General features: G+C 36.3%; 17 protein-coding genes. 5 read left to right on the top strand and 12 right to left on the bottom strand.

What is annotated here, in order from left to right; genetic code table 11:
- Window positions 1–31: 31 nt before the first annotated feature.
- The 4 genes from MYP_RS21865 to MYP_RS21850 form a co-directional block, all read right to left on the bottom strand.
- Window positions 32–838, bottom strand: coding sequence for a hypothetical protein (locus tag MYP_RS21865; RefSeq protein ID WP_156140789.1), 807 nt, complete (start codon window positions 836–838; stop codon window positions 32–34).
- 189 nt (window positions 839–1,027) lie between these two features.
- Window positions 1,028–1,420 (bottom strand): hypothetical protein, encoded by a 393-nt coding sequence (locus MYP_RS21860; protein WP_045468438.1) that lies wholly within the window; start codon window positions 1,418–1,420, stop codon window positions 1,028–1,030.
- A 32-nt stretch (window positions 1,421–1,452) separates the two neighbouring features.
- Window positions 1,453–2,661, bottom strand: coding sequence for a tetratricopeptide repeat protein (locus MYP_RS21855; protein WP_045468435.1), 1,209 nt, complete (start codon window positions 2,659–2,661; stop codon window positions 1,453–1,455).
- Entirely contained in the window at window positions 2,654–3,226 is a 573-nt protein-coding gene (locus MYP_RS21850; protein ID WP_045468432.1) for an RNA polymerase sigma factor, read from the bottom strand. Before MYP_RS21850 ends, MYP_RS21855 begins: the two co-directional genes overlap by 8 nt.
- Before the next feature lie 901 nt (window positions 3,227–4,127).
- On the opposite strand from MYP_RS21850, the gene MYP_RS21845 reads away from it, so the two are divergent.
- The 3 genes from MYP_RS21845 (at window position 4,128) to MYP_RS21835 (ending at window position 12,293) form a co-directional block, all read left to right on the top strand.
- The gene (locus MYP_RS21845; protein ID WP_045468429.1) at window positions 4,128–8,516 is read left to right on the top strand and encodes an MG2 domain-containing protein; all 4,389 of its coding nucleotides are present in this window, start codon (window positions 4,128–4,130) and stop codon (window positions 8,514–8,516) included.
- 430 nt (window positions 8,517–8,946) lie between these two features.
- On the top strand, window positions 8,947–9,789 hold the full coding sequence (locus MYP_RS21840) for a 1,4-dihydroxy-2-naphthoyl-CoA synthase (RefSeq protein WP_045468427.1): 843 nt from the start codon (window positions 8,947–8,949) through the stop codon (window positions 9,787–9,789).
- Window positions 9,790–10,235: 446 nt separating this feature from the next.
- Window positions 10,236–12,293: a TonB-dependent receptor plug domain-containing protein gene (locus MYP_RS21835; RefSeq protein WP_045468424.1), complete on the top strand. Its 2,058-nt coding sequence runs from the start codon at window positions 10,236–10,238 to the stop codon at window positions 12,291–12,293.
- A 210-nt stretch (window positions 12,294–12,503) separates the two neighbouring features.
- Here the strand turns inward: MYP_RS21835 and MYP_RS21830 are convergent, their stop codons facing one another.
- The 6 genes from MYP_RS21830 to MYP_RS21805 form a co-directional block, all read right to left on the bottom strand.
- Window positions 12,504–13,208, bottom strand: a complete 705-nt coding sequence (locus tag MYP_RS21830; protein ID WP_045468419.1) for a lycopene cyclase domain-containing protein — start codon at window positions 13,206–13,208, stop codon at window positions 12,504–12,506.
- A complete protein-coding gene (locus MYP_RS21825; RefSeq protein WP_045468417.1) occupies window positions 13,198–13,653 on the bottom strand; it encodes a sterol desaturase family protein in 456 nt (151 codons plus the stop codon). The genes MYP_RS21830 and MYP_RS21825 overlap by 11 nt, the downstream gene beginning before the upstream one ends.
- An 85-nt stretch (window positions 13,654–13,738) precedes the next feature.
- Window positions 13,739–14,254 (bottom strand): isopentenyl-diphosphate Delta-isomerase, encoded by a 516-nt coding sequence (gene idi, locus MYP_RS21820; protein WP_045468416.1) that lies wholly within the window; start codon window positions 14,252–14,254, stop codon window positions 13,739–13,741.
- Between the two features lie 2 nt (window positions 14,255–14,256).
- Entirely contained in the window at window positions 14,257–15,093 is an 837-nt protein-coding gene (locus MYP_RS21815; RefSeq protein WP_045468415.1) for a phytoene/squalene synthase family protein, read from the bottom strand.
- Window positions 15,090–16,568 (bottom strand): phytoene desaturase family protein, encoded by a 1,479-nt coding sequence (locus tag MYP_RS21810; RefSeq protein ID WP_045468414.1) that lies wholly within the window; start codon window positions 16,566–16,568, stop codon window positions 15,090–15,092. Before MYP_RS21810 ends, MYP_RS21815 begins: the two co-directional genes overlap by 4 nt.
- Window positions 16,565–17,458 (bottom strand): MerR family transcriptional regulator, encoded by an 894-nt coding sequence (locus tag MYP_RS21805; RefSeq protein WP_045468411.1) that lies wholly within the window; start codon window positions 17,456–17,458, stop codon window positions 16,565–16,567. Before MYP_RS21805 ends, MYP_RS21810 begins: the two co-directional genes overlap by 4 nt.
- A gap of 604 nt (window positions 17,459–18,062) precedes the next feature.
- Here MYP_RS21805 and MYP_RS21800 point away from each other — a divergent pair.
- On the top strand, window positions 18,063–18,305 hold the full coding sequence (locus MYP_RS21800) for a pyridoxamine 5'-phosphate oxidase family protein (RefSeq protein WP_156140788.1): 243 nt from the start codon (window positions 18,063–18,065) through the stop codon (window positions 18,303–18,305).
- 151 nt (window positions 18,306–18,456) lie between these two features.
- Complete coding sequence (gene bsh, locus MYP_RS21795) at window positions 18,457–19,428, top strand: choloylglycine hydrolase (RefSeq protein ID WP_045468405.1); 972 nt, start codon at window positions 18,457–18,459, stop codon at window positions 19,426–19,428.
- A 304-nt stretch (window positions 19,429–19,732) separates the two neighbouring features.
- On the opposite strand, the gene MYP_RS21790 is transcribed toward bsh, so the two are convergent.
- Both MYP_RS21790 and MYP_RS21785 read right to left on the bottom strand, forming a co-directional pair.
- The gene (locus tag MYP_RS21790) at window positions 19,733–20,125 is read right to left on the bottom strand and encodes a hypothetical protein (RefSeq protein ID WP_045468402.1); all 393 of its coding nucleotides are present in this window, start codon (window positions 20,123–20,125) and stop codon (window positions 19,733–19,735) included.
- A gap of 45 nt (window positions 20,126–20,170) precedes the next feature.
- A complete protein-coding gene (locus MYP_RS21785; RefSeq protein WP_045468400.1) occupies window positions 20,171–21,076 on the bottom strand; it encodes a glycosyltransferase family 2 protein in 906 nt (301 codons plus the stop codon).
- Window positions 21,077–21,133: the final 57 nt, after the last annotated feature.

The following is a 21,133-nucleotide window of genomic DNA, read 5'->3' as shown; positions in this document are numbered from 1 at the left end:
TTTAAATTATTATTGAGAACTTTTGGCAAAGTCATTCAATAAATTTCAGTCCGGTAAATTTTAATCTAAGGGAACAATTATATTCATCTTTACAATTGTTAAAAAAATTTTCAAACATGGTTATTATTTTTTTATATGAAGGATTGGTTTCTGAATGGTACCTCATAGACTGAAGAAGATCGTAAGTATTTAATCCAACTTCTGGGTAACTAGCAATTAATAATGTCTGTGTTTTAGGATTAAAAGTTATATCCATATGATCTAATTTAATATTAGGACTGCGAATAAATGCTGGATAATTCAAAATTAAGAAGTCGCCTTTAAATTGTATAACATATAGGTTTGTAGTGGACGAGTCTTGTGCTCTCAGTAAATATAAATTAGGTTTTAATTTGGAAATTTGACCAATTGTCCCACCTATTTTAGAAGATATGGCGTATGAAAATAGCTTTCCGTTTTTATTTTGCCATTGAATAATAGTAGTCTTATATTCATAGCCTGTTGCACCGGATAAATAACCGAAAGAATAGAAACGAATTTTTAAGCTGTCATTTGTAGAGGCATCTAATTTAAGATTGGGAAATTCCTTCAAATTAAGGTTAGCCATCTCCTTAAAGGTTAATAATTTAAGAAGGTTTTTTTTTAGTCTTTCCTCCAAATCATCCATAATAATACTGTCAACAAGTTCGTGGTCACGAGTGTTGTTAAACCATTTTAGGTCTTTATTTATTTCAGCCTTGAGACTATCTAATGTAGATGTCGCTTTAGATTGAAAATTTAAAAGTATTATTAGAATAACTAGTAATGTGAACTTTAAAGTAATTTTATCTTTTTTCATAGTTTTTCCATTTATTTTATGACTATTTGAAGCAGTACCCAACCTAAAGCATGAAGCGCAAATTGTTTAACCGCATCAATCTGAAGAGATCATTACAAAATACCTGACATTCATCTTTCCCCAAAGCATGTAATGGAAAATCCTACTGGTTCAATCCGCCATGCTAAAGTTATCTTTGATAAAAAAGACCTATTGGTTTAACTTTTTCTTTCTCAAAATTGTCCAGATAAGTATTGCAGAACCAAGGGTCAATACGGCAAATGATTTCTCAAGAATTGTTTTTGCGAATAGATTGCCAATCGTATTCAGAATAAAATTAACAATGAAAGCCCACAGTATTATGTCAATTACCTTCTTATTGAATGAAGTTCTTATATAGTCTCCTTTTATAAGTATAACAAGTCCCAGAAATAAATTAACGAGGATTGAAATAGTTTCAAATACGTACATCTCAGAATCACTTTTCAGTCGTCCTCCCCAGGCAATGTCATAAGGAATAACCTTGAACATTATAGTCAAGTGAAAGAGTATTACTGTTGCAAGCAATCCTAATAAGATGTTAACTGCAATTTTGATATTCATAGATTCTGTTCTTTCATTTTGGAATATCCTTCCTACTTCCTCAACTCTTCCTCCGCCCTCTCTTTAAATTCTCCATTTATTTTAATAAGCTCATGATATACTTCCTCAGATTTCTCTGTCTCATCAAGAGCTTCATAGCTCTTTGCAAGAAACCAAAGTGCTACTTCATAGTCAGGATCTGTCTTCTTTGCATTCAGTAATTGTACAATGGCTTTCTTGTATTCACCTTTGTTGTATAAGTTCAGTCCAATAGCAAAGCTGGTAGATTGTATGCTGTTACCGTTTGCTTTTAAAGCAGAATCTTTCCTTGCAACATCTGCTGCTGCCGGGATAGCTGCTTTCTTTTTCGCTTCTACCTTCCTTGATTTGCTGGTTTTCAGTGTAATCTCTTCAGTAGTTTCTGATTTGTAAGCAAAGTTGTTGTCTACTTCTTTAGATAATTGATTTTCCTCTTGTGTCGCCGGGGCAGAAAGTTCTTTAGCTTGCTCTGTGATTACCAAATGCTCCTGTATTTCGCTTACTCTTGCTTCTTGTTGAACCTCTTCTGCTTTTTCATTCTCAGATTTTTCAGGGATCAGAACACCATCTGAGTAGGTTTGATTTCTTTGCAGAGGTTCTTTTTGCAGAGGTACTATAGCGATGGTGCTATCAGCATTTATAAAAGCATTGTCATCTTCAGAATTTGTTTCAGATTTTTTGACGGAAGCAACAGGCTGGTCCTTCGTCCAGTTCTTCTTTAGTATAACGAACAAACTTCCTCCAAGCAACAGGAATCCTGTAATTGCTGCAGCTATCTTTGTCCAGTTAAACTTCGTCTGATTATCTTTTAATACAAAAGGCTTAGCTTCTGCCTCAATGGATATTTCTTTGCGACGCATAGGTGCAGCAGCAGCAGCCGGAGTCATAGAAAAGACTGCTTCCTCCATCATCACTTCTTTCTTGCTGAAGTCAACATCTTCATCCATGCCGATTTCACTTACTGGCTCCTCTAAGCTCGCACTTAACAGAATCTGTGACTCCAGATGATTGACTTCATTGATAGAAGCAATAATATCTTTTATAGGGTCCTCTTTGCTCATTGCCAAGCCTTCCATAGCTTCACTACAAAATTCACAATGAAGCGTATGCCTTTCTACATGGTTTCTTTCTTTATTGGAAAGACGATCATGCAGGTAGTCCATCATAACCTCCAATGGGAGGCATTTATCTTCTTTAGGAAATATTTTGGTTGGATCAGTCATCTGTACTCCTTTCCATGCAATTCTTCAGATTGCGTTTTCCATTCTGAATAAAGCTTTTGACCTCGTTAGAGGAATAGCCAGTGCTCGCTTCAATCTCTCTATAACATTTCTCCTGCAGGAAAAACAAGTCAATGCATTTGCGCTGTTGTTCCACCAGTTTTTCCATACAGTTATCCAGTTTCAAAAGGTTTAGTTCTTTATCCTCTTCTGATGATAGATGCAAAACGTACTCGTTTTTCATAATCAGATCAGGAATTTTTTCATTTTCTGAGGTTTTTTTTCTTAAAACCATCAAACAATGATTTTTTGAAACTGAATACAGCCAAGACTTGAAGTTGCTTATTTCGTGCTTTTTAAGGTCTTCTATAAGTTTCTCAAAAATGGTCATGACGGCATCTCTGCTGTCTTCCTCATCCTTGAGGTACTTCATACACAGACCAAACACCAGGTGGGTATACCGGCTGAATAAAGCAGCAGCCAGAGACATATCAGTTGACTCCTTATATAAAAGGAGCAATTCCTGATCGTTTAGCTCTGAACGCATTTCTTTATCACCGATACGCATGTAACAAAATAACTTTATAAATTTTCAAATACCAAGTTTTGGGTTTTAAAGTTGTCTTTCTGAATTGGTTAACGACCTCACTCTAAATCCTTCTCCTTAAAGACATGGTCAACTTAATAATTTTTACTTTATGTGGTCTGGGAAGTCCAGGCATTGAGATAATCAAGATCCTGTTAATTCTAAAATCTTGTAAATCCTGATTCTGACAATTTCACAATCCTGAAGGGATTGAATATTTATAGATAGTTCGTCATTGCCTTGGTGCGACCCCTACAGGGTCGTATGTTATTTGTCTGCTCTTATCTATAAACATGTGACCTCTTTGAGGTCATGACTTTTCTTAGACTTTATGACTTTACCGTATTAATAGAAATCTTGCCTGTCCCTCGACCATGCTGAACTTAAAGAATCTTTATTTTGTTAAGCTGAAATTCTCTTAAAAGAGAGAGGCTTTAATGTCTATGTTTCATTTTTCTAAAATCTTGTAAATCCTGATTCTGACAATTTCACAATCCTGAAGGGATTGAATATTTATAGATAGTTCGTCATTGCCTTGGTGCGACCCCTACAGGGTCGTATGTTATTTGTCTGCTCTTATCTATAAACATGTGACCTCTTCGAGGTCATGACTTTTCTTAGCCTTGATTTTACCGTATTAATAGAAATCTTGCCTGTCCCTCGGCCATGCTCAACTTAAAGGATCTTTATTTTGTTAAGCTGCCCCTCTTCAGAAAGAGGACTTTAATATTTAATGGTCTTTAGCTTATTACGTTTTGATTCCATAAAGTTTATTTCCTTTAAATTCAGTATGTTAATTATTTTAAAAATTTTTGCTTCACGTTTATGGAATTTTTCCAGCCTCTGCATCTATAGAGAAATTTAACTTTTAAGGATAAACTCTATGAACCCAAAGTATCTAAAATTAATACCGCTATTCAGCCTTATTGCCGGATTAGGTTTTACTGGTTATGCCATTGGATCTTCATTAAACAAGCCTCTTAATTTTAACGGATGGATGGAGCGTTTAATGCAAAGGATAGAAACTTTTAACTCCAGTCATCCGGAAGAAAGAGTGTATTTACATATTGATAAGCCTTTCTATAAACCGGGAGAAAGTATCTGGTTTAAAGGATATGTTCGAAGAGGCGCTGATATGACTGCCAGCAATGTCAGTGATATTTTACATGTAGAATTGATCAATCCTAAAGGTAGTATAGAAAAGCATCTGGAGCTTATCTGCAAAAACGGTAGTGTGCTGGGAGACTTTCAATTAGGAGAAAATGCAGCAGGTGGCATTTATAAAATAAAGGCCTATACAAACTGGCAAAAGAATGAAACAGAGGCTTTGTTGTTTGAAAAGGAGCTCACGGTGCAGAATGTAATCCTTCCATCTGTGCTTTTAAAACTCGACTATGATAAAAAAGCATTTGGCCCCGGAGACCTTGTGAGTGTTACAGCGGAAATAAAATCTTTAAACAATACTCCTGTGGCACTGAAAGATTTGAAGTACGTTGTGCAGATCGACGGTAAAAATTTTTTAGAAGCCAAAGGCAGGACAGATGAAGAAGGTGTACTAACTCTTTCTTTCAGGCTGCCGAAAGACCTCACCAGCAATGATGGATTGCTGAATATCCTTCTGGAACACGAGGGTAAAACAGAATCTATTTCCAGATCCATTCCGATTGAGTTAAATACGATCGACCTTAGTTTCTATCCTGAGGGAGGAGACATGCTTACAGGGTTCAATTCAAAAATTGCATTCAAAGGGCTTAATAGTTTTCAGAAGCCTGCTGATGTGGAAGGGTATGTAATTGATACTAAAGGAAGAAAGATTGCATCCTTCAGCAGCTTTCATCAGGGCATGGGAGCCTTTTATCTGAAGCCTGAAGAAGGGGAAGTTTACACAGCGCATATTACTAAACCTTCAGGGATCAAAACAACTTATCAGTTGCCTGAAGCTGCACACAGGGGATATGCTTTAAGTATATCTGAAAATATAAAGGATAGGATCACTCTGGAATTATCATCTACTGAGAAGGAGGTGTTGACAGTTATCGGTACTATCCGGGATAAAGTAGTGTACAATGGGAAATCCAACGGTGCTGCTGTTTGCAAGCTGCCTGTTGCTACAAATGATTTTCCGATGGGAGTCATTCGTTTTACTTTGTTTGATAGTAAGGGATTTGAAAGAGCAGAGAGACTGGCATTTGTGAACAGAGACAAGCAACTGAAAATTTCTCTTACAACCGATAAAGAAAAATACCTTCCACGAGAAAAGGTTAAGTTGAATGTTAAAGTGACAGATGAAAGAGGAATCGCTATGCCGGGCAACTTTTCTGTCTCTGTGGTAGATGAAAAATTACTTTCTTTTGCTGATGATTGTTCAGGTAATTTGCTTTCAAGATTATTCCTTGAAGCAGACATCAAAGGCAAAGTAGAAGAACCTGCATTTTACTTTAACAATAAGGAAGCGAAGTCAGAGCAGGCCCTGGACTATCTGATGCTTACTTCTGGTTACAGAAGATTTACCTGGAAACAAATTGTAAGCAACGAACTTCCTGAGATAAATTTCCAGGCTGAAAAAGCAATACTTGCAGGAAACATTGTTGATGCCTATACCGGAACAGCATTGGCCAATGCTACTATTGAAATACAAGGGAAATCGATCCGTACAACTTCAGATAGCAGCGGAAGGTTTATACTTCCTTTTGTTGATTTGAGTGAAATAGTTACTCTGAAGGTTAACGCCAATAACTATGCACCATTTGTAATGCAGGTAAGCCAGTATAGTGATCAAATTCGCTGTCATCTTTATAATGGTCGTCAGCTTTATTATAATCAAGTACCAGCCGCAGCAGGTAATTTAGAGATACGGAAGGCTGAGCGTCCGAGAAGAGTAAAGGGTGTAGCAGATGATTTCGTGGAGAAAGAAATTGTTAGGGCAGAAGAAATGCAAATGGAGGAGAAGGTAGTAATGGCAGATATGGATTTAGTTGGAAATGCTATTCAGGAGGAAATTTTGGAGGGCGCATTGAATGAGATACAAGAGGTGGCTGTTGAATTTGCAGAAGATATTTTTAATAATGGAAATTTTGATGCAATGAAGAAAAGAGCAATGCCTCAGCCACTGCCTTTGGTAGCGAAGTATTACAGAGCAAGACAATTTCCCGCTGTTGTTTATCAAAACCAGTCAATACCGGAAATAAGAACGGACTTCAGAAGTACCATCTACTGGAACGGAATGGTAGAAACAGACAGAAATGGTAAAGCAACAGTAGAATTCTTCAACAGTGATGAGGTAAGTTCTTATAGAATTACACTGGAAGGAATTTCTGATGATGGTACATCAGGTAGAGGTGAGCAGCTATATTACACCCAAATGCCATTCAGCATGACTACCAAATGCCCTGCAGATCTGATAAGTGGTGATAAGGTAAATATTCCTGTGACTCTGAAGAATAATACCATGGCAAATCTTAAAGGTTTATTAAAGGTAGAGGTGCCTTCAAACTTAAAATTAAATACCGGACTTAACTCAGATGTTACTATTGCTGCCAATACAGCAAAGACGATAGAACTGGAGTTTGAAGTACTTTCTAATACAGGGAAAGATAAACTCATCATAGCCTTTGCTGGCAATGGATTTAAAGATGCTTTCGAGCAGGAAATCAATGTTCATTCTAAAGGTTTTCCAATGACCATCTCTTTATCGGGAAAAGAAACAGAGAAAGAATTTAATGTGGCAGTGAAGCACATGATTCCTGGATCAATGAAAGCACAGCTGGTTGCTTATCCATCCTTGATGACAGACTTGCTCAAAGGAATTGAATCCATCATCAGAGAGCCTTACGGATGTTTTGAACAAACATCTACAAGCAACTATCCTAATCTTTTGATAAAAAGATATCTGATGGAAATGAATCAGGGTTCTGAAGCAAGTGTTAAAAGATTGAAAGCGCCGGCAAATCTGGAAGCTAACCTTGAGAAAGGATATGCCAAACTTATTTCTTACGAAACACAGGAAAAAGGATATGAGTGGTTTGGAAGTACACCTGCTCATGAAGCACTTACTGCTTATGGATTGATGCAGTTTAATGATATGAAACAGGTGTATAATAAAGTGGATCAGGTTATGATTGACAGAACAGCCAATTGGTTGATGAGCAGAAGAGATGGCAAAGGAGGGTTTAAGAAAAGTGCTCAGGCACTGGATCAGTTTGGAAGAGCTACTGATGATATCACCAATGCCTATATCGTGTATGCTTTATCTGAAGCAGGTTATAAGGATATCATGAAAGAAGCGGACCATGCATATGATATCGCATTGAAATCTAAAGACGCATACCAACTTGCTTTAGCTGCCAATACAATGTTTAACCTGAATGAAGTTAAGAAAGCTGAAAGAGCTATAGCTCTGTTGGAAGCATTGCAATTGAAGGATGGAAGCTGGCCTGGCTCAATTCACTCTATCACTTGTTCTACCGGACAATCATTATTTGTGGAAACAACCTCTCTTGCAGTAATGGCTTTGTTGAAAGAAGGGAAGAAAAAAGAAAAGTTAATACTGGATGGTGTGAAATACATTGTAAGTGCAAGATCTGCGCACGGAGGATTTGCTTCTACCCAGGGAACTGTGCTTGCTTTGAAAGCGCTTACTGCATATAGTATTCATGCAAAGAAAACTTCTGAAGACGGAACCATTATAGTTTACATAGATGGAAAGAATATAGGAACAAAAGAATACAAAGCCGGAGACTGTGGCGAGATCAGTATTGATGGATTGGAATCTTATCTGAAGGAAGGTAACCATGAGATAAAAGTGAAATATATTGGTGTGAAAGAGCCGCTACCATTTACATTAGGTATCAATTACAGCACTACATTGCCTCCTTCAAGCAAAGAGTGCAAAGTTGATTTGGATGTCAAACTGATCAATAAAAATGTACGTGTCGGGGAGACAAGCAGACTTACGTCTGTCATCTCCAACAAAACAACAGAAGGACTTCCCATGACGATGAGTATTGTAGGAATTCCATCCGGAATGTCGGCACAGCCCTGGCAGTTGAAAGAGTTGCTGGTGAAGAAACAGGTAGACTTCTATGAAATCAGAGGCAATTTTGTATGCCTCTATTTCAGACAAATGGCTCCTAAAGAAGTCAAGACCATTCATCTCGATTTGAAGGCAGAGATCCCGGGAGCGTATGAATCTCCAGCAGCAAGTACTTACCTGTATTATACCAATGAATTTAAGAGTTGGGAAGAGCCTGTAAAGGTTACTATTGAAAAGTAGTTTTTGTAAAACAGAAATTTAATGGGAGGGAGGCCTCCCATTTTTTTGTTTAAGCTGGATCTTTTGAATGTAATTCGAGCTTTTACCCTGAAATTTTGACCTCAGAGCTCCAATATTCGAGTTTTTACACCAAAATTTTGACCTCAGAGCTCCGACATTCGAGCTTTTACCCTGAAATTTTGACTTCTAAGCTCCAATATTCGAGTTTTTACCCCAAAATTATGACCTCAAAGCTCCGCCATTTGAGCTTTTACCTCGAAATTATGACCTTAAAGCTCCGGCATTTGAGCTTTTACCTTGAATTATGACTTTAATGCTCGGATGATTGAGCTTTTACTTCGAAAATATGATCAACAGCTCTGTTTGCAGATTTCTAAATCTCCCAAAGTAGCGTTATTTTTACCCCATCACTTACTAAATATAGAGACTAATGAACATAGATTGGAAAACAGCAAAAGAATACGAAGATATTACTTACAAGAAATCCGGTGGAGTGGCGCGTATTGCCTTTAACAGACCTAATGTAAGAAATGCCTTCAGACCTAAAACAACTTCAGAATTGTATGATGCTTTCTATGATGCTTATGAAGATGCTTCTATAGGGGTTGTGCTATTGTCTGCTGAAGGCCCATCTACCAAAGATGGTGTATACTCATTTTGCAGTGGTGGGGATCAGAAAGTAAGAGGAGATAAAGGATATGTAGGCGAAGACGGTCGTCATAGGCTAAATATTCTTGAGGTACAAAGACTTATTCGTTTCATGCCGAAAGTGGTAATCGCAGTTGTCCCTGGTTGGGCAGTGGGTGGAGGACATAGTCTTCACGTTGTTTGTGACCTTACTTTGGCCAGTAAGGAACATGCGATCTTCAAACAAACAGATGCCGATGTAACAAGCTTTGATGGAGGTTACGGATCTGCATACCTTGCTAAGATGGTCGGACAGAAGAAAGCCAGAGAAATCTTTTTCCTGGGACGCAACTACAGTGCTCAGGAAGCCTTTGATATGGGAATGGTGAATGCTGTAATCCCTCATGCTGAATTAGAGACTACTGCGTATCAGTGGGCACAAGAGATTCTTGAAAAATCTCCGACTTCTATAAAGATGTTAAAGTTTGCCATGAACCTGACAGATGACGGCATGGTGGGTCAACAGATATTCGCTGGAGAAGCGACACGTTTAGCCTACATGACAGATGAAGCCAAAGAAGGACGTAATGCCTTTCTTGAGAAACGTAAGCCTGATTTTGATAAGAAGGGATACGGGCCTTGTTAGATATTAGTGAGCAAAATTTATGTTACAGAATATCCGGCAGGCAATTCAGGTTTGCCGGATATTTATAACCTTAATTAAACATAGTTCTTATCCTGTTTATAGTTCAGGAAGAATTTTATTTTTAATGATGTCATATCTTTCTAGAAGTAATTGTTATTCGTCATTTTTTATTTTTTTCTGAATTTGTTTCTACTGTTCAAATGCAAGAAGGGTCAGGTTATGAAAGGATTGTAAGTTATAAGTACGTTTTTATTATTCGCTTTTTTATGATTTGTTATAACATGTTTAGTTGATTCTTTGATTTCTCTTGAATTCATTTGTAATTTTACATTGGCTTGTTCTTAAGATTTTTTGTTGTTTTTTTAGAGTAATGGCTTGATTTATATTGTACTAAACTTTTTTACACAGTTTTTATGAAATACCTTGTTTTTCTATTTTTTTTAGTCATGTTATCATTTGAGGCTTTTGGGCAGGCAGATAGTCTTGAAAATCAGAATAAATATGCGAAAATATCCGGCTTTCATTCGGATTCAATTAATGTTGATTTTTATAAGCCTTTTAGTTTGAGACTTAATACAATCCTGGATCGCTCTGCCGGTGTTCGTGTGAGGCAGCAAGGTGGTGTAGGTTCTAATTATTCCTACCAGCTTGATGGTATTTCAGGAAATAGAATTACTTTTTTTGTCGATGGAATCCCTGCAGAATATCTTGGTCCTGGTTATGATATTAGTAATCTTTTGTCACCCCTTGTAAGTAAAATAGATGTTTATAAAGGGGTTACCCCTGTAGAAATGGGGGCTGATGCTATTGGAGGAGCTATCAATATTATAACCACTCAATCTGATAAAAACTATTTTAACGCTTCCTATTCTTATGGTTCGTTGAATACTCATCAAGCTCATTTTCAAGGCCAGTGGATAGATCCTAATTCACGATTTACGGTAAGAGCATCGTCATATTTTACTCACTCAGATAACAATTATGATGTGTGGGGGCCGGGAATATATTACAATGATCCACAAACTTCTTATCCTCAAAATTATACTAAAAACAATCCGGGTAAACACTTTAATGATGACATCAGTCTGGGGCATGCAAAAATAGATTTTGGTTTTACCAAAAGAAGCTATGCAGATCAGCTTTTGTTTAGTGTAGCCTTTTCTAATCTGGAGAAAGGCATACAAACAAATGATTATTCCTATCCGGTTTATGGCAAGGTGAGGTCTAAACAACAATTTATGATGCCTTCATTGGTGTATAAAAAAGAGAATTTGTTTACAAGGAGGCTCTCCTTAGACTTTTTTTCTGGATACTCTATGAGAGAAAATATTCTTGTAGATACATCAAGGAACAGATATAATTGGAAAGGTGAAGTTGTTGGTAAGAGTGTAACCCCCGGAGAGATGGTAGGAGGTGGAACTTTCCAAACCAGAAAAGAAAATTTTCTGGTTACAAGATTTAATCCGGTTTACGTCATCAATGAGAATCACAAAATATCTTTTAATTATTTGAGACAAAAGGGAAAGTCAGAAGCAGAAGAACTTTTTTCGTCAATTCCATATGGATCAAAGGGGATTCGATCGACAAAGGACTTCTTTGGCTTGTCCTATGTCAGTTATTGGTTTAAAAATCATTTGAGTACCAATCTTTTTGCCAAATATCATTATTTAAAAGCTACTATGCCAAAAGCTTTTCCTTGGTCTCCTAGATCTTCTGGCGAAATAAGCTATAGCATCGGCAATCTGGGGTTTGGATTAGCAACTTCATTTCAGGCGCTGAACTGGGCTTCAGTTAAGGTATCTATAGAAAAAGGAGCTCGTATGCCTGAAGCTTATGAAGCAATAAGTGATGGGTGGACGGTATGGGGTAATACATACCTTAAACCAGAAAAAAGTATAAATATCAATGCCGGAGTTACACTAAATAATATTAAGTATGTAGGGGGGCATGGTATAAGTATAAATGTAAATGCATTTTATAGGAATATACAAGATCAGATTCATCTATTACCATATAGAAATGGAATTGGCATATATGATAATTATGGCGAAATCCTTGGGAAAGGTATTGAATCTGAGTTGCAGTATAACTTAAGCAACGTTTTTACTCTTAAAATGAATACAACATATTTTAAGACGATAGATAATCCGCTGCCATATATTACGTATAAAGATCACATCCCAAATCAGCCTTATTTTATATTAAACGGTACGCTGCAGGCAAGTTTCAATAATGTAGGATTGAAGGGGTCAAAGTTGCAGACTTATTTACTTTGGGGGTATATAAATAAATTTAATTTATACTGGGTAAGTCCTGGGCGGCCAAATGGAAATATGATTATACCTGCTCAACATATGGTGGATTATGGGGTAGCATATTCTTTCTCTGAAAGAGTAAAATTAGCTTTCGACGTTTCTAATGTTTTACATCAGCAAGTGTTTGATTTTTACGCTATGCAAAGACCTGGCAGAGTACTTTATTTAAAATTGAGCTATAACTTGTAAAAAATAATAATTTTTTGAAAACGCAAGGAATGTCAATTGCTATGCTTGCACAGAATATACTATGAAGGAATCCATTTTCTGATGATCTAATTATCAGAAAATGGATTTTTAGTTATAAGAAGATCTATTGTTTAGAAATAGGATAAGTTTGCTGTGATTGAACATTTTGTGACGCCATGCATGGCGTCTCAAAATTTTTTAAATTAACTTTTAAACAGTAAATTCTTCAACTTTTCGTGTAATCTGTAATCTTTCATATACAGCAACGTTTCCCATCAGTAAAAGCATACCATAGAATGTATCTTCAACTGGAATGGTAAGCATACGAATTCCTAAGTTCTCACTGTTATCATACCATACTATCGGATGCTCAGGGCCGGTCCCGGTGAGTATGCCATTTACTATAAAAAACGGAATGAGTAGAAAAGCGAAAGCCAGATAAAAGGAAGCTGTCCAGTCTGTTTTATATATAAATACCACAAGTAGTAGAAAAAATGCCAGGCCAAAAAATGTTACACTTGTGTAAATCTTATCATAGTGAATACCGCCTGTGATAATTAAAACAAGTATCAATATGCCTGTGATCTCCCGATACGGAAGATTAGGTGAAGGAAAAAATATTCTGAAGCAATGATAGCTGTAAACACTGGCAAAAGGGATGCAGATAAAAAACAATATTTCCTCAATAGGTAAGTTCATAACATAATATCCCGTGAGGTAAGTTGGATTAAATCCCCACACTCCAAGGTGCGTATAATACATGTCCCAAAGAATGAAAAGACTGCTCACCACTATATTAGCTCCAAAGAAATAGTGCCACTTTTTGTAGAACTGGAGCTTGGGATGAAAACTGAAAAGAAAGGGGATGATTACAGATCCCAGGTTGATTAATAAATAGGTGTATTTAGTTAGCATGCTGTTTTGCTTCTTTAAAATATTTTATTGGTACCCAAAGCATACCAAAACATTCTCCATCTTCTTTGTCCAGATGTTTGTGATGTACTTTGTGTGCTTTACGTATTGCTCTTAGATATGTGAAATTTGACTTTTTTAGCCACTTTATTCTTTGGTGGATAAATATGTCATGTATAATGAAATATGTAAGTCCATAAAGAGTAATGCCTGTAGCAATCCAGAAGTATATGGATAGTTCTTTAAAACCTATCAGGAAACAAATTATTGCCGGAGTAGCGAACAGCAAAAAGAAAAAATCGTTATGTTCTATAGCGTATCCTCCGGGACGATGATGGTCTTTATGAAATATCCAGAGAAAGCCATGCATGATATACTTATGGGCCATCCAGGCTACAGCCTCCATAGATGCAAAAGCAATGATTACAATGAGAATATTAAGATACATTTATAACTAGTTTAAATGTAGAATATACATTAAGGATTTTAGAACGATGTCGTTGGAAGCTTATCTGCTTTCTGTTTATTATTTTCTATTTTTGGTTGTAATAATGAAAGGCATATTTATAGCAAAGTTTAAACCACTCTGTGAATAACTCAGGTGTGCTATTCAGTTTGTTTTCGATTTCTTCCAGTGAAAGATAGGTAAAATCCATCACCTCCTCCCGATCGGGATCAGGATCGATGTCTGAGCTACCCACATATACATGGTCAAGTTCATGTTCGATCAGTCCGTTTGTAAACTCAGCCCTATAAGTAAATTGAAATGCTTTTGTAAGATTTGTTTCTAAGCCCATTTCTTCCTTCAGTCTTCTTATGGCAGCCTGTAATGTACTCTCTCCAGGATAAGGATGGCTGCAGGCAGTGTTGGTCCATAATCCTCCGGAGTGGTATTTATTCTTTGCTCTCTGCTGTAGAAGCAGTTTTCCTTCCGAATTGAATAGGAAGACTGATATAGCCCTGTGAAGCAAACCTTTTTGATGAGCTTCAAGTTTGTCCATCATTCCTACTTCCTGGTCATGATTGTTTACCAGAATAATTTGATCCATGATTATAAAATGTTAAACTGACTGCGTATGTAACACTGAAACATTAACCCCAGCTTATTAATATTCGGTATTCGAATACGTTGTTGCAGAATAGTTTCAGCTGGTAAGGATTTTATTTTTCTGAATAAAGCCTTGTAGTAAATATAGGCAAGATATACTCCTGTTTTGGAATATGAAGGTAATAGTTTAATACCTATTAATGCATGGTTGAAATCCTCTTCAATTTCCTTTTCAATATTCATCTTTATGGTTTTGTCAAATGAATGCATATCTATGTCAGGAAAGTATGTACGACCAAGATGTGTATAATCAGTATGTATATCACGTAGGAAATTAATTTTCTGGAAGGCAGCTCCGAGGCTCATGGCGTAAGGTTTTAGCTGATTATAAAGGCTCGTGTTATTTTGTACAAACACGCGCAGGCACATCAATCCTACAACTTCTGCAGAACCTAAAATGTACAATTTGTAAGCGTCCTGCGTGTATTCTCTTTGTTCCAGATCCATTTCCATGCTTTTGAGGAATGTATCTATTAGTTCCCACTCAATGTTATATTCATGTACTACTTGTTGAAAGGAATTTAGTATAGGATTTAAACTAATCCTGTCCTCTATTGCCTTGACAGTATCTTTGCGAAAGGATGCCATAAGGTCTTTTTTGGGATATTCATGAAAAGAGTCTACAATTTCATCAGCAAATCGAACAAACCCATATATAGAGTAAATTGGTCTGTGTAAATCTTTACCTAAAAAACGAATGCCTAACGAGAAGCTTGTACTATAGCTCTGTGTTGTCAATTTACTGCACTTAGCAGATACATCATCGAAAAGCTGTTTCATATATTTATCCGTAATGATTTTAATAATTCTGCTGCTGCAACCTGACCTGATATGATTGAAGGTGGAACTCCCGGTCCGGGAACAGTAAGTTGCCCTGTATAAAAGAAGTTTTGAATATGTTTGTTTTTGATTTTTGGTTTTAGATTAGCTGTTTGCATCAATGTATTGGCTAATCCATAAGCGTTCCCTTTGTATGAGTTATAGTCAGATTTAAAATCCTCGACGCAATAGCTTCTCTTGTAGACTATATGTTCACGAACAGATACACCGGTAAATTTTTCAAGTCGGGTTAATAATTTCACAAAATAGGATTCCCTCTTTTCTTCATTATCTTCTATGTCTGGAGCTATTGGCATTAGTATGAAAAGATTCTCCATCTCCGGAGGTGCCACTTCAGGATCAGTTTTTGAAGGACAGCATACATAAAACAGTGGTTGATCAGGCCATTCCGGCTTTTCATAAATGGCCCTGGCATGATTATCAAAATCTGCATCAAAAAATAAATTATGATGCTCAAGTCGGGGTAGTTTTCTTTTTACACCTATATAAAACAAGAGGGCAGAAGGAGCAAAAGTTTTCTTTTGCCAGTAGTCTTCAGAATAATTTCGGTCTTCCTGATTGAGAAGCTTTTGTTCTATATGGTGATAGTCTGCACTGGCTATAATTCCATCAGCATAAAGCTGGCGTTTGGATGTTTTTATATTAATGAGTGGTCCGGGGCCTTGTGTCACAGATTCAATAGCTTCATTTACATAAAATTTTACTCCTCTCTGAGCGCCTGCGTGGCGCATTGCATCAATCACTTTTTTAAATCCACCCATTGGATAAAATGTTCCCTGGTACAAGCCGGCATAATTCATCAAACTATACAATGCCGGAGTGTCTTTAGGCATTGCGCCGAGAAATAATACAGGAAACTCCATTAAGGCTATAATTTTCTTGTTTGAAAAATATTTTCGTACATGAGAACTATAGGACGAGAATAATTGAAGCCGGAATACTCCTTTAATAGTTTCTTTTGTCAACAATTCCCATATGGATAATCCTGGCTTGTATACCAGCTTTTTAATGCCGACTTCATATTTGTATGCAGCCTCAGCCATAAACTTTTTTAACCTTTCTGCAGCTCCTGCTTCGATATTTTCAACCAACCCAAGCAACTCCTCCCAGCAAGCAGGAACCTTCATGATTTCGTTATTTGTGGTAATGATCTGAAACCCTGGATCCAGTTTTTTTAATTCGTAAAAATCAGATGTTTTATGCCCGAGTTTTTCAAAAAAAGAATCAAAGACATCTGGCATCCAGTACCAGCTGGGCCCCATATCGAAAGTAAATCCATTGGCTTTATGCTGACGCATGCGGCCGCCTATCTCTTCGTTTTTTTCAAATACCAAAACATCCTGCCCCTTTGAAGCAAGGTATGCCGCGGCACTCAATCCGCTAATGCCGGATCCTATAATGGCAATGGTTTTCATGCTTTGTCAGACTGTATGAGTTCAAGGAGGTGATCAATATCTTTTATATATCTATGGTCCATTGGTAGTTGAAGGGATTGGGATAACTTTTCGGACATTGAAATACATTTTATAATCTCAGGGAAATCATTGTTCATCGAAGACATAAATTCCTGAATGATTTCTGTACTTTGATACCTTACTATAAAATACTGCATGTAATCAGGTTTTATTTTTTCAACTACTGTTTTCAGGTTATAATAAGGAACTCGCTGTCCCAGATAAATAACACGATAATTATTTGCTCTGAGGATATAGCTGGATAAAAGAAGACCTAGTTCATGATCTTCTTCTTCCGGAAGAAACAACAGCCAGGTTTTAGATCCGTTGGATGCCGGTGGTAGTGTATCAATAGAGTGATATAACTTTTGTTTAATCAGATTTGAAATAAAGTGTTCCTGAGCGGGAATCAGTTCTGTTTTGCCCCAGAGTAAACCTATTTTTACCAACATAGGATAAATCACTTTTTCATAGGTGGTAATTATTCCGTAGTGATCAATAGATTCCTGGAATATTCTTTGAAATGAGTGTTCATTAAAATCAATCGCTGATGAGATCAGTCTGTCAACCAAATGTTTTGTTTTAATATCATCAGTTATTGTAGCCGATAAGTCCTCAACCATTTTATAAATGGCGGTATGATCCAGCTTGCTTATTTTGGATATTTTATATCCGGAGCGTACCAATAGGGCTATCTGAATGAATTGCCTGACCTGGTCATCATCGTAATACCTCACATTTCCTTCAGAGCGCAATGGTTTCAGAATTTCATATCGTTGTTCCCACATCCTTATCGTGTGCGCTTTTATTCCACTGAGCTTCTCAAGATCTGAAATTGAATAAACCGACATTTTTTTGTTTAACTTTTTTTAAAAATAGTTAAACAAAATTATATTTCAAAATACTGATTAAAATTCTTACCACTTTTTATAAAGCCTTATTTGTTGGTAACTTATTGAATTGTAGGTTATTTATGTGTTTGTAGAGAAAAAATGAATATTTTGAAATTAAATCTGTAAGAATCGGATTTGAGTCCTTTTGATAAAAATTGTTGTCTTTTGATTGAAATTTGGAGTTTTTTTATAAAAAAGGAGAGACTATTTATCAGAAAGTTTGATCTTTCAGGGGGAGGCTGTTTTATGGCCATCAACTGCAATCTGGTGCTTTTGTCGTACATGGGCGTCGCTTAGCAGTGCGTACTATGCCCGCCCGGATCGATTCGCCCATCCTTCTTATGTATTGCTTAGAGGTCTTTGGCTCAGCCTCGTAGTACTCGGTGTAGTGCGACTGGTCTTTTCTCGGATAATGTTTTGGTGTGTCATATGCTAAGTTTCCCATTGCTCGCATCCTCTGATGCTATTAAACCTTAGTTTGAGTAAAAGAAACATTGATACATATCTCTGGTTTAAGTGATTAATATCACATAATTGCCTCCGGGCTGCGCGCACAATAAATATGATGATTACTTCAACCTTCAGGACTAAACCAATGAACCTTGCCGAGGAGATAATTATGGCGACGCTTGAGAATCATCCTGAAGGAGGACTCACTACCATTAACTCCGATGACACATCTTCAAGTTCTGTTATAATCCAGCACAAATTCAGTGATTATCCTTATTTCTTCATGACAAAAGATTCCACAAAAAAATACGGTAATCTCGAACGTAATCCGGCAGTATCTTTTATGGTTTTTTGACAAAGTAAGCCGTACTGAATTTGAAATCAAAGGGCTCGCGATGTTTATCGGATGATCATACCCAGAGACATGCATTAAAATTATTGAACTATATAATTGAATTTCCAACCCAACATGAGCAGTATTGTTTAACCAAGGAGGAAAAAGACTTATGTGTACAGCAGCAAACTATACAGCAACGGATCATTATTTTGGGAGAAATCTCGACCTGGAATATTCCTATAACGAAACGGTAACTGTAACACCGAGAAACTATGTCTTCAAGTTTCGGCAGGTAGATGAACTCCGTTCACACCATGCGCTTATTGGCATATCTACGAATGTCGACGGATATCCGCTCTACTACGATGCAACGAATGAAAAAGGCTTAAGTATGGCGGGTCTTAATTTTCCGGAAAATGCAGACTATAAACCTGAAGATCCGAAGAAAATAAACATTACTCCATTTGAATTTATTCCATGGGTATTAGGGCAATACGAGACGGTTGCAGAGGTGAAAGAAGCTCTTAAAGATATAAATCTTGTAAATATCTCATTCAGCAAAGAGTATCCCTTGTCACCCCTTCACTGGATCATCTCAGACAGAGAAGAGTCCATTACTGTAGAGTCCGTTAAAGAAGGCTTACACGTGTATGACAATCCCGTAGGGGTACTGACGAATAACCCAACGTTCGACAAGCAGCTCTTTAATCTTAATAACTACATGACACTATCGATTGACCCACCGAAAAATAATTTTGCTCCCGATTTAGTACTTGATACATACAGTAGGGGTATGGGTGCGATAGGACTACCTGGTGATCTATCCTCTTCTTCAAGGTTCGTAAAAGCGGTATTTACTAAAATAAATTCCGTCTCGGGCAGCTCTGAATCGGAAGCGATAAGTCAATTCTTCCATATTCTAGGCTCCGCCGCACAGCAACGTGGCTGTGTTCGATTAGGTGATAAATATGAAATTACCATCTATTCTTCATGCTGCAACACTGATAAAGGTATCTACTACTACAAAACCTATGAAAACAGCCAAATATCAGGTGTTGATATGCATAAAGAAAATCTTGATAGCGAAGAAATTATTAGCTATTCATTAATTGAAGGTCAACAAATAAAAATGCAAAATTAGGAGAATAATTTTAAGTGGTGCTACGGACTGGAGAATTAGGAAATTCAGGTGTCATTGGATCAGTGTAAGGATTTAGTATAAGTTTATTCAAATCAGATTGGTCTATTATTTCTAGTTTTTATAGCTTGGTTGGTCTAAAAATTTGAATAGCTTGTTCTTCAAGAAGAACTTTATTTATTGTTAGTGAAATTAATTAGTAGATAAGGTTAACTGTTCATGAATTGATGTTCACTTTAATCATTCTATTCTTGACAGGAATTCTAAAGTGAACATCATAGAAAAGGCTTTAGACAGGATATTCTCTTTAATTTATAATAGTAAATTTTATCGTTGTATAAGTTATGTTGGTATTTGGGCTTGCTCCATCTGAACCTCTTTCTGATTTAATCTGAACCTCATCGGTGCCGACAAAATTTGTGGCAGGTGTATATTTATAAATGATTTTTCCCGAATTATTATCTCTTTCTACTGTGCTTATAGAAAAATGGGTCGCTTGCCTGGAGATCGATGCACCTTCTTCATCGCCAAAAATTCCCAAGTCAAACATGTAAGTTTCATTAGCAGTAATTTTTACATTAAATTCCTGTGATTTTGGAAGGGGAGATTCAGGGTTGGGATTATCTGAGTCTTTTTTACAGGATGAAAATAATGTTACCAATCCAATTAAAAGTGTTAGTGTGTAAAATAGATTTTTCATAAAAATGGTTTTTTAGATTTAAGTAAAACTTTATACTATTGAATGTTAAACGTTCTGGTTATCCAAATTAGTCTTTATGTTTTCAATAAGAATGCCTAGTTTATAATAATCAAACAGGTATAAATTAACGTAACCTTTTTTTAAAAGTAATATCGTTAAAGGTTTAAAAGCGAAAAATGATAATCTTATAATTCCTCTTAATATTTTTATTTTTTGATAGAATCTCAATAACGCAATATCATTGATTAAGTCATTATCATATTCTTTAAAATTCAAAATATGAATCAGATTAATGATGCCTTCTCTGGTTTTATTGAGGTATTCACTATTGAGCTCAACATCTCCATTGAGAATTGGATTATCGATATGTGTAATGGTAATATTACTTTTTTTTAAAGCATACCCAAAAAGAGTGTCTTCGTGCCCGTATTGTGCAATCCGCTCATCAAACTTAATTTTTTCTAATATATTTTTTCGTATTAAAAAATTGTTTGTCATAAATGACCGATTGGGAAATTTGCGTCTTACAGAGTAAGGCTGGCTTTCTCTTAAAATCCCATATTTCCATTTTAGTCTATACTCTCTTTTGGGAGGACGTGGATCGTAAACCCTCCCACCGCAAACAACGCTCGGGTTGTCCTTGATAATTTCAATATATTTTGGCAGAAAGGAGGATGTTTTTATGAGAGCATCACAATCAAGAAAAAGTAAATATTCATATTTAGCATATTGTAAAAATAGATTTCTGATTTTTGCTCTTCCAATATTTTCGGGTAACTCTATGTAGGTATGTTTTTCGCATGAACTTTTGTTTATAGTCTTTAAATTTTGAGAGCAATCGTCAATAACTATAATTTCACATTGAATATTCAATGAATTTAGTTGCCTTGATAATTCATTTATCAATGAAGCTATATTAAAATTATATACCGGAATACATATGGATATCATTTGTTGAATGCATTATTTTTTATTACAGCATTGCGCCATATCACTTCTTTATATACG

Origin of the sequence: Sporocytophaga myxococcoides (assembly GCF_000775915.1) — a bacterium.
Taxonomy (GTDB): domain Bacteria; phylum Bacteroidota; class Bacteroidia; order Cytophagales; family Cytophagaceae; genus Sporocytophaga; species Sporocytophaga myxococcoides_A.
Note: the sequence above shows the minus strand (reverse complement) of the source record. Positions and strands in the feature narration are given on the sequence as shown.